Annotated in this window: 6 protein-coding genes; 3 read left to right on the forward strand and 3 right to left on the reverse strand. The window is 71.4% G+C overall.

Features of this window, described 5'->3' with window-relative positions; all coding sequences use genetic code 11:
- The 3 genes from Q0A34_RS01630 to Q0A34_RS01640 all read left to right on the forward strand — a co-directional run.
- Positions 1–2407: acyltransferase family protein (locus tag Q0A34_RS01630; protein ID WP_291477839.1), on the forward strand; the 2407-nt coding region annotated here is incomplete at its 5' end.
- A gap of 70 nt (positions 2408–2477) precedes the next feature.
- A complete protein-coding gene (locus Q0A34_RS01635; RefSeq protein ID WP_291477840.1) occupies positions 2478–5006 on the forward strand; it encodes an acyltransferase family protein in 2529 nt (842 codons plus the stop codon).
- A gap of 122 nt (positions 5007–5128) precedes the next feature.
- A complete protein-coding gene (locus Q0A34_RS01640) occupies positions 5129–7651 on the forward strand; it encodes an acyltransferase family protein (RefSeq protein ID WP_291477842.1) in 2523 nt (840 codons plus the stop codon).
- A gap of 13 nt (positions 7652–7664) precedes the next feature.
- Here the strand turns inward: Q0A34_RS01640 and Q0A34_RS01645 are convergent, their stop codons facing one another.
- The 3 genes from Q0A34_RS01645 to Q0A34_RS01655 form a co-directional block, all read right to left on the reverse strand.
- Positions 7665–8375, reverse strand: a complete 711-nt coding sequence (locus Q0A34_RS01645) for a hypothetical protein (protein ID WP_291477843.1) — start codon at positions 8373–8375, stop codon at positions 7665–7667.
- Positions 8368–9054: a class I SAM-dependent methyltransferase gene (locus Q0A34_RS01650; protein WP_291477846.1), complete on the reverse strand. Its 687-nt coding sequence runs from the start codon at positions 9052–9054 to the stop codon at positions 8368–8370. Before Q0A34_RS01650 ends, Q0A34_RS01645 begins: the two co-directional genes overlap by 8 nt.
- 105 nt (positions 9055–9159) lie before the next feature.
- The gene (locus Q0A34_RS01655; protein ID WP_291477847.1) at positions 9160–10794 is read right to left on the reverse strand and encodes a glycerol-3-phosphate dehydrogenase/oxidase; all 1635 of its coding nucleotides are present in this window, start codon (positions 10792–10794) and stop codon (positions 9160–9162) included.
- Positions 10795–10862 lie beyond the last annotated feature (68 nt).

Consider the following 10862-nt stretch of genomic DNA (forward strand, 5'->3'; position numbering starts at 1 on the left):
CCACGTGTTCGTCGGCCGGGTGTCGGCGGGTGTGGACGTGTTCCTGCTGTTGGGCGGGATCTTCTTCTTCGGCCCGCAGATCCGTAACGCGCTGAATCCGGCGGGGTTGACGGTGGTGCAGTCGTTCCTGCGGATCTTCCGGCGTCTGTACCCGGCGCTGGTGACCGTGGTGACTGTCTCCCTACTCGCCGCCGTGGTCGTGTACTCGCAGGTCAGGTGGGCGGGGACGGGGAAGGACGCCGCGGCGTCGCTGCTGTACCTGCAGAACCTGCATCTCAGTGCCCAGGGCGACGACTACGCCGCGATCAGCACGGACGTGAGCGTGTTCCAGCACATCTGGTCGATGTCGGTGCAGATGCAGATCTACCTGGGGTCGTTGCTGGTGATCGCGCTGGTGGCGGTGATGTTCCGGCGGTGGTCACTACGCCGCGCCGGCGGCCCGTCCCGCGGCGCCACCGCCACCTTCGCCGTCCTCCTGGGCGTGGCCACGGTGGCGAGCTTCGTCTATGCCACGTGGTTGGGTGGCCAGGATCAGGGGGCGAACTACTATTCGCCGTTGTCGCGGTTCTGGGAGATCGGCCTGGGCGGGTTGTTCGGGATGCTGGTGCTGGGGCGGGTGTTGCCCGCCGGTTGGCGGTACCTGCGTCTGCCTGCGGGGGTTCTGGGTGTGGCGTTGATTGTGTGCACGGGGTTGTTCCTGGACGGTGCGGCGCAGTTCCCGGGGCCGTGGACGTTGGTGCCGTTGGCCGGGGCGGTGCTGGTGGTGCTGGCGGGCAACGAGGTGGCCGGTGCGCCGGACCGGCGGGGTGTGACCGCGCTGCTGTGTACTGCGCCGTTGCAGTTCCTGGGGCGGATCGCCTACAGCCTGTACCTGTGGCACTGGCCGGTGCTGACCCTGGTCACTTTCCTCGTCGCCGGCGGCGCGGGTGCGGAGCCCTCCCCGGACACCGCGGCGTCCTCCGGCGACGGCGGACTGCAGGGGGTGACGGCGACGCTGGGCACCGGCACCGGTGCCGCGGTCGGCACCGGGGTGATCGCCGGCTCCCTGCTGCTGGCCTGGCTGACGCTGCGGCTGGTGGAGCTGCCGTTGCAGCAGACCGGCCGGCCCCCGCGGTCGTGGGTCATCGGTGACCGCACCTACCTGCGCTCCGCGACACAGAGCAGGGGCAAGGTCTCCGTCGCCGCGGTGATGGTGGTCGTCAGCGTGGCCGTGATGGTCTTCGGCCCGTCGGTCTCGCGCTACAACGAGACCCGGGCGGCCTCACTGGCCACCGAACCGCTCGACGGCGGCGACTACCCCGGACCCGCCGCATTCCTCGCCGGCGCGGAGGCGCCCGACGGGGTGGAGGTCGTCCCCGACACCACCGAGGTCGGTCCGATGATGCCGCAGACGCAGGACGACGGCTGCTTCGCCGGGTTCTCCGAGACCGAACTGATCCTCACCCGGGAGTTCAACGGGTCCGACGAGCCCTGCGCCTACGGCGACGTCGACTCCGACCGCACGATGTACCTGGCGGGCGGTTCGCACTCCGAGCACTTCCTCCCGGCCCTGGACGCCATCGGCGCGGAGCGGGGCATCCGCATCGTGCCGGTGCTGAAGATGGGGTGCGTCGTCGGCATGGCGTTGCCGCGGCTCAGCGGGGACGACTACCCCGAGTGCGCCGAATGGGAGAAGAAGGCCACCGACCACATCCTGGACAACCCGCCGACGGACGGGGTGTTCATGACCGTCACCCGCCCGGCCACCATCCGCGGCGACGGTCCCGACCAGATCCCGCAGGAGTACGTCGACACCGTCCGGGAGTTCTCCGACGCGGGGATCCACACCTGGGGTGTGCGGGACACCCCGTGGATGATGTCCGGCCCGGGTGCGCAGCTCGACGCGCGCGTGTGCGTCGCCGAGGAGCGCGACGGCGACTGCGGCGTCGCGCAGGACGAGGCGCTCTCGCCGGCGAACCCGGCGATCTCCGCGCTCGACGGCCTCGACGTGACCCACCTGGACCTGACCCCGGCGGTGTGCAGTGACGGACGGTGCCCGGCGGTGGTGGGGAATGTGCTGGTCTACCGTGACTCCCAGCACCTCACCGACCGGTTCTCCGAGCTGCTGGCGCCGGAGATCACCCGCCAGATGTTCGACCCGCAGGCACAGGTGGAGCAGTCGGAGGCCGCAGGGGCCGCCGAGGCCGCCGACAAGGCGGGGAAGGACGGCACGGACGGCGGGGAGCGTCCGGCGCAGGACGTGTTCCGCCTGCCGAAACCGGGGGAGGACGGCTACCTTGCACCTGAGAGTCCCGGGGAACCTGAGGCGCCGGCCCCGGTCGACCCGAACTACGTCGACCCCGGCACAGGCTGGGTCGATCCCGGCTACGTCGACCCCTACAGCCCAGGCTGGGCGCCGCAGTACTGAGCGGTACCGCCGGTGACGCGAGTGTCGTATCCGGCAATGGGCTGAGAGCGGGCTTAATATCAGGGGCGACATGAAGCCGGCACACACCACCACAGGGACGCGGCCGGCGCCCGTTCTCGGCGGGCGCCGGTCGGACCGTCGTACCCACCGACGTGACATCGACGGACTCCGGGGGCTCGCCATCGCCCTGGTCGTGGTGTTCCACGTGTTCGTCGGCCGGGTCTCCGCCTGCGTCGACGTCTTCCTCCTCATCGGCGGCGTCTTCTTCTTCGCCCCGCAGATCCGCAACGCCCTGAACCCCGCAGGGCTCACCCCGGTGCAGTCGGTGGTGCGCATCCTCCGGCGGCTCTACCCGGCGCTGCTCACCGTGGTGTCGGCGGTGATGCTGCTGGCACTGGCGGTCTACCCGGTCTCGCGGTGGGCGCAGGCCGCCGGGGACGCGACGTCCTCCCTGCTCTACGTCCAGAACCTGCACCTCGCCGCCGAGGGCAAGGAGTACTCCGCGGTCAACCGGGACGTCAGCCTGTTCCAGCACATCTGGTCGATGTCGGTGCAGATGCAGATCTACCTCGGGTCCCTGCTGGTCATCGTGGTGATCGCCGCGTTGTTCCGGGGGAGGGGGCGCACCGGTTCCCGGGTGCTGCACCGTGCCCTGTCCGTGGCGACCGTGCTGAGTTTCGGCTACGCGGTGTGGCTCGGCGTCCACGACCAGGCGATGAACTACTACTCCCCGTTCTCCCGCTTCTGGGAGATCGGCCTGGGCGGGCTCTTCGGCATCTGGATGGTCGGCCGGGGCATCCCGTGGGTGTGGCGGTGGCTGCGCTGGCCCGCAGGTGTGCTGGGCCTGGCGCTGATCGTCCTCACCGGCCTGGTTCTCGACGGTGCGGCGCAGTTCCCCGGACCGTGGACGCTGGTGCCGCTGGCGGGTGCGGTGCTGGTCATCGTCGCGGGCACGCCGGTCCTGGAACCGGACGGTGACCGCGTCCGTGCCGCGGCCGAGGGCCGTACCGTCGCGTCCGTGGGGGTGACGCGCCTGCTGGAGGGGCGCGTCCCGCAGTTCCTGGGGCAGACGTCCTACGGCCTGTACCTGTGGCACTGGCCGCTGCTGGTGCTGGCAACCTACCTCTTCTCCGACACGGCCGGCACCCAGGGGCAGAGCATCGGCACAGGTTCAGGCACGGGGGACGGTCTCGCCGGCATCACCGCCACGCTGGGCACCGGGCGTGGCGTCGCCGTCGGCACGGGGGTGGTGGCCGTCTCCCTGGTGGCGGCGTGGCTGACGCACCGCTGGGTGGAGACGCCGCTGCGGCAGAAGGGCAAGCCGGAGCGTTCCTGGATGCTGTGGGACCGGCGGTACTGGGCCGCCCTGCTGCGTTCGCGGGCGAAGACCGTCACCGTGGCGGTGCTTGTCGTCGCCAGCGCGGTGGTGCTGTCGTCCGAACGGCTGGTGCACATGGGCACCACCGGGCCCACCCTCGTCGCCGGTGTGGACGGGCCGGAGGACGACGACTACCCGGGCCCGAGGGCGTTCCTGGAGGGGGCGCCCGTCCCCGAGGGTGTCGACGTCCAGCCCGCCGCGGTGTGGGACAGGGAGACGATGCTGCCGCAGATCTCCCTCGACGGCTGCCTCGTCGGTGTGGAGGGCGAGGACCTCGTGTTCACCCGGGACAAGGGTGCCTCGGACGTTCCCTGCGCCTACGGTGACACCGACTCCGACCGCACGATGTACCTGGCCGGTGGATCGCACTCCGAGCACTTCATCCCCGCGCTCGACATCATCGGCCGGGAACGCGGGATCCGGGTCGTCCCGATGGTGAAGATGGGCTGCGTGCTCGGCATGCAGATCGAGCGGCTGCGCGGCGGGGACTACGAGGAGTGCTACGCCTGGCAGGAGAAGGTCACCCGCCACATCCTGGACAACCCGCCGACCGACGGGGTGTTCATGACCAGCACCCGCCCCACCGCGCGTACCGGTGCCGGCCCCGACCAGGTGCCGGACGGCTACGTCGACGTCGTCCGGAGGTTCAGCGAGGCGGGCATCCACACCTGGGGTGTGCGGGACAACCCGTGGCGGCAGACCGACGGGACGCTGGGCAACTCGATGCTGTGCGTCGCCGACGGCGGGGACCCCGACGAGTGCGGGCCGTCCGCCGCGGAACTGCTCGAGGACAACCCGGCCCTCGACGCCTACCGGGGCCTGGACATCACCCACATCGACCTCACCGCCGCCTACTGCCGCGACGGCGTCTGCCCCGCGGTGGTCGGCAACGTCCTGGTCTACCGGGACGGCAACCACTTCACGCCCACCTGGGTGACGATGATGGCCCCGGAGCTCTCCCGGCAGATGTACCACCCGGACCCCGTGGATGAACTGCGCCGGGTCGCCGCGCGGGCGGTGCGCGCCACCGACGGTGACGGCGGGGGCGCGACGGCCCCTGCCCTGGCCCCGAAGGACGTCCTCCGCCTGCCGAAACCGGCCCCTGAACCGGCCCCTGAACCGGCCCCTGTGCCTGCGCCGGGGTACGTGGACCCCGGCTGGGTCGACCCCGGCTACGTGGATCCGGGCTGGGGCGGGCCCGGCTACGCCCCGCCGTACTGAGCCCGCCCCGGGTCAACCCCGTTCACCTGCGCGGTCGGCGGCAGGCGGACACCCCCGTGTAACGCTCCGGAGCGGGGATGTGTTCTGAAACCGAGTTGTGGAGCGGTATGCTGTAGCGCGCCATGAACTCTTCCACCACGCAGCCAGGGACGAACAGTGCGTCCGCCGGACGTCCCCGGCCGTCGCACCGCCGGGACATCGACGGGCTCAGGGGGCTGGCGATCGCACTGGTCGTCATCTTCCACGTCTTCGTCGGTCGGGTCTCCTCCGGTGTCGACGTGTTCCTGCTGGTCGGAGGTATCTTCTTCTTCGCCCCGCAGATCCGCAACGCGCTGAACCCCGCCGGGCTCACCGTGGTGCAGTCCTTCCTGCGGATCTTCCGGCGCCTGTACCCGGCGCTGATCACCGTCGTCGGCGCCACCCTTGTCCTGGCGGTGGTGGTCTACGCCGAGGTCAGGTGGGTCAACGCGGGCACGGACGCCGCCTCGTCGCTGCTGTACGTGCAGAACTTCCACCTGGCCAGCGAGGGCCAGGAGTACACGGCCATCAACCGGGACGTCAGCCTGTACCAGCACATCTGGTCGATGTCGGTGCAGATGCAGATCTACCTCGGCTCGCTGCTGGTCATCGCCCTGCTCGCGGCGCTGTTCCGCAGGCGGGGGAGGGCCGGGGCCACGGTGCTGCACTGGCTGCTGGTGCTCGGCACCCTCGCCAGCTTCGGGTACGCCACCTGGCTCGGCCAGCACGACCAGGCGACGAACTACTACTCCCCGCTGTCGCGCTTCTGGGAGATCGGGCTCGGCGGGCTCTTCGGCATCTGGCTGCTGGGCATCGCCATCCCGAGGTCGCTGCGGTGGGTGCGCTGGCCGGCGGGCCTGGCGGGCCTGGTGCTGATCATCGTCACCGGCCTGTTCCTCGACGGTGCGGCGCAGTTCCCCGGCCCGTGGACGCTGGTGCCGCTGGCCGGCGCGATGCTGGTCATCTTCGCCGGCAACCCGGAGTCCGTCGACGGGGTGGGGGAGCCCGCCCCGTCCACCGGTGTCAGCCGGATGCTGGACGGCCGTTTCTTCCAGTTCCTCGGCCGTGTCTCCTACAGCCTGTACCTGTGGCACTGGCCGCTGCTCACGCTGGCGACCTTCTGGTTCTCCACGTCCACCGCCTCCCAGGCGGGCGGGTTGCGCGGCATCACCGCCACCCTGGGGCCGGTCCAGGGCGCCGTGGTCGGGTCCGGGGTCATCGCCCTGTCGCTGTTGCTGGCGTGGCTGACGCTGCGGCTGGTGGAGACCCCGCTGCGGCAGAAGATCAAGCCGCACCGCTCGTGGGTGCTCCTCGACCGCGGCTACTGGCGGGCGTCGCTGCGCTCCCGTGGCAAGGTCGTCGCCACCCTGGTGATCGTGCTGGCCACCGGCGCGGTGTTCGCCTTCGGGCCGGTCGCGCAGGCCCGGATCGACAGCCGTGCCCGGGAGCTCGGCGTGCAGGACGTCGACCCGGCCGAGTACCCCGGGCCGAACGCCTTCCTGGAGGACGCCGACGTCCCCGACGGACTTCCCGTCCTGCCGGACCCGTCGGACGACGCGCCGATGCTCGCGGACACCCTGAAGGACGGCTGCCTCGCCCACTTCGGCCACACCGACCTGGTGATGACGAAGTGGTTCAACGAGGAGGACGAGCCGTGCGAGTACGGCGACGTGGACTCCGACCGCACCATGTACCTCGTCGGCGGCTCGCACTCGGAGCACTACCTGCCGGCCCTCGAACTCATCGCCAAGCAGCGTCACTTCAAGATCGTCCCGCTGCTGAAGCTCGGCTGCGTCATCGGCATGGATATCCCCAAGTGGGACGGTTCGGACTACCCCGAGTGCCGCGAGTGGCAGAAGAAGGCCGAGGACTACATCTTCGAGAACCCGCCGTCCGAGGGCATCTTCATGACGGTCACGCGCCCCACCACCATCGAGGGCGACGGGCCGGACCAGGTGCCGCCGGAGTACGTGGAGATGGTGCGCCGGCTCTCCGACGCGGGCATCCACACCTGGGGTGTGCGGGACACCCCGTGGGTCCTTGACGCCCCCGGTGTCCAGGGCAACGCCCGGCTGTGCGTCGCGGAGGACCGCGGCGAGGACTGCGGCGTGGACGAGGCGGAGTCCCTGGCCCCGGTGAACCCCGCGCTGGCCGCCTACCGTGGTCTCGACCTGACGAACATCGACCTCACCGACGCGGTGTGCCGTGACGGGCGCTGCCCCGGGGTGGTCGGCAATGTGCTGGTCTACCGCGACGCCCAGCACTTCACGAACCTCTTCGCCGCGATGCTCGCCCCGGAGATCTCCCGCCAGATGTACGACCCGGAGGCGCTGGAGGAGTCCCGCCGCGCGGCGGACGAGGCGGGGGACGTCGCGCCCGCCGCGCCGGAGGGCGAGGTGGGCAAGGACGTCTTCCGGCTGCCGAAGCCGGGTGAGGACGACGGCGCCGGTGGACCGGGTGACGGCGGGGAGGCCCCGGCACCGGCGGAGCCGCCGGCCCCCGCACCGGCCCCGGACCAGGGGTGGGTCGACCCCGGCTACACCGATCCGGGTTACGTCGACCCCGGCTACGTCGACCCCGGGTACGGGTACGTCGACCCGGGTTACGGCTACGCCCCGCCGTACTGACCGGTGCGGGCGGTCACTCCCCGCCGGGGTCGCTGGCGTCCATGAGGTCCTGGACGGTGGCGAACTCGTCAAGGCCGAAGCGTTCCAGCATCCCCTCTGAACCGTCGGACGGCCAGACGTCGGAGCCGGAGACCGGCAGGAACCCGAGGGAGTCGCCGTCGGGCAGGCAGAAGATGACGGTGTCCATCGCCGTCAGGTTCAGCAGCGCGTCCCCCAGCAGGTCGGTGGGGAAGAGCGTCACCAGGATGACGTCGGCCGGGCCCTCGGCCCCGTCGGCGCCACCGCCGGTGCTGCCCGCACCGTCCGACGCGGTCCCCTCACCGTCCCTGTCCTCGTCACCGTCCCCGGTCACGAGCGCCGGCAGGGAGGTGCGGATCTCCGGTGAGGAGCGCAGCCCCTCCAGGTACGCCTGGGCCAGGTTCTGCCGGTGCAGTCGCTGGTTGGTGTCCTCGTCCTGCAGGGAACGCACGTACATCGCCGGCGTGGAGTGCGGCAGCCCCTCCGGACTGGTCTCCTGCTCGACGGCCCACTCGGCGTAACTGCGCATCGCGGGTTTGTCCTCCCCGGAGAGGAACTGCAGGTCCCGGTTCGCGGCGAACTTCGCCTCGGAGAGCTTCTGCGCACCCCCGGTCATCGGCGCGTTGATGCCGTAGTAGGTCCACGGCGGGGCGCTGGTGGGGTTGTGGCGGAACACGACCTGGGCCACAGGTGTGGACTCACTCATCGCGTCCACCTCCCTGCGGTGCGGCAGGCTGGAGCACGGCGACCATGAAGTCACCGGAGGCTCCGCCGTCCTCGAAGGGGTGCAGCTCCCAGGAGGAGAACCGCTGGACGGTGCGCAGGCCCGCCGCGGCCACGTCCCGGTCGAAGGCCTCCACCGAGCGGCCCCGTGACAGGCCGAAACCGACGACCAGGCGTCCCCCCGGGGCCAGCCGGGAGGCCAGGACGCCGAGTGCCTGGCGGTGCGCGGCGTCGGGGATGAACGCCAGGACGTTGCCGGCCGAGACGATGAGGTCGAAGGGGCCGACCGGTACGTCGTCGGAGGAGGCCAGGTCGCCGACGTGCCACTCCACGCCGGACCCGGCGTAGTGCTCCCGGGCGTAGTCCACGAGCTGCGGGTCGATGTCCACGGCGGTGACGACGTGCCCGCGGGACGCGAGACTGGCGGCGACGCGCCCGGTCCCGGAGCCGGCGTCGAGGACACGGGCGTGGCGGGGGGCCATGGCGTCGATCAGCCGCGCCTCACCGTCGATGTCCCTGCCCTCGTGCTCGAACCCCTCCCACCGGGCGATGTAGCGCCTGGAGTGGTCGGGGTCGGCACCGGTGACGGACGCCCAGGTGGTCGAGGACGCTCCTGACGCCGGTCTGGGCTCGGGTACTGACATGGGCTGGATCGGACTCATGCCCACCAGTATGCCAGTACGTCGGCGGGGCGAGGAGAGGTACGGCCGGTGGGCGGCACCCCGGGAGTTCTTCTGAGTTCTTGAGTTCTTTTCCGGTTCCCCCGACTACCTGACCGCGTCGAGGATCTCCTGCGCGGTGGCCAGGCAGGCCGCCCGGTCTGCGTCGACCAGACCGATGCGGGAACGGCGGTCGATGAGGTCCTCCACGGTCAGGGCCCCTTCATGGGTGACATGCCAGGCGAACTCCGCCCGCACCGTGTCGATGCCCGGTGCCACCGGTTCCAGCGGGCGGTCCACCGGGCAGGTGCGCAGCACCGCGGGCGCCTCGTGCCCGAACCGGTCCACCATCGATGCCGGCAGCCCTGCGAGGTCGCTGGGGCGCACGTCCTCGACACCGGGGGCGCCCGGTGCCCCGACCAGCGGGGTGGAGGTCGTCCGGCAGGCCGACGGGGTGGAGCCGGAGTCCTGCAGCAGGTCGGCGACCAGGTCCACGGTCTGCTCGGCCATCAGCCGGTACTCGGTGAGCTTGCCGCCGGTGACGGTGACGAGGTTGGCGTCCTCGCCCTCACCGGTGAGGATCACGTGGTCGCGGGACAGGTCGGCGGTGGAGGACGGCTCCCCGTCGGCCCCGTCCTTCCCGGTGTTGAACTGCACCAGGGGACGCAGCCCGGCGAATGCGCCGAGGACGTCGTCGGTGGTGAGGTCCACGGCCAGGGCCTGGTTGACCACGTCGAGGATCCACTGCACGTCGGAGTCGGGAACTTCCGGGACGTCCGGGATGGTGTCGGTGCCGAGGTCCTCGTCGGTGATGCCTATGTAGCAGCGGCCCAGCTGCTGGGGAAGGATGAAGCAGAACCTGCTGCTGTGTCCCGGTACCGGGACGGTCAGCGCACCGGTCGGGTTCCCCACCGCGGCGGAGTCGATGACCAGGTGCGTCCCGCGGGACGGCCGGACCGTGACCTGGGGGTCGAGGTGGCCCGCCCACACACCGGTGGCGTTGACCACGGCCCCGGCGGAGACGGTGACCGGGGAAGAGCCCTCGTCCAGAACGTCCTGCAGCACCACCGAGTTCCCGTGCGCCTCCACGGCGCGGCAGTGGGTGACCACCCGGGCGCCGTAGCCGGCCGCGGTGCGTACCAGGGCGGTGACCAGGCGGGCGTCGTCGATGAGCTGGCCGTCGTGGTTGACGTAGCCGAAGCGCAGGTCCGACGTGTCGACCGCCGGACAGAGCTCGGCGACCCGCTGGCGGCTGACCGTCCGCGACGGCGGCAGGGTGGACGCCGGGGTCCGGGCCGCGACCCGCAGCGCGTCACCGGCGATGAAGCCGATACGCGGGGCCGTCTTCTGCCCCCGGGTGTAGCGGTCCTGCACCGGGACGACCTGGGTGATCGCGCGGGTGAGGTGCGGGGCCGTGGTGCCCATGAGGATGCCGCGCTCCAGGGCGGAGCGCCGGGCGATGCCGACGTTGCCGGTGGCGAGGTAGCGCAGCCCGCCGTGGGCGAGTTTGGACGACCACCGGGACGTGCCGAAGGCGATGTCGTGGGCGTCGACGAGCAGGACGTCCAGCCCGCGGGTCACCGCGTCGAGGGCGACGCCGGCACCGGTGACACCGGCGCCGATGACGACCAGGTCGACGTGGTACGCCCCGCCGGTGCTGTCGGCACCGGTGCGCAGCCTGTCGAGTTCGCGGGCGCGTCGGGCGGCGTTGAGACGGGCTGCGTCGGCGGTGAAGTGCGGCATGGTGTCGAGCATATGCGGAAGGCACGCCACCAGGGGCGTGATCGGACGTACCGCCGGACTTCCCACCC

Source organism: Corynebacterium sp. (genome assembly GCF_022712195.1).
In the GTDB taxonomy this organism is placed as follows: domain Bacteria; phylum Actinomycetota; class Actinomycetes; order Mycobacteriales; family Mycobacteriaceae; genus Corynebacterium.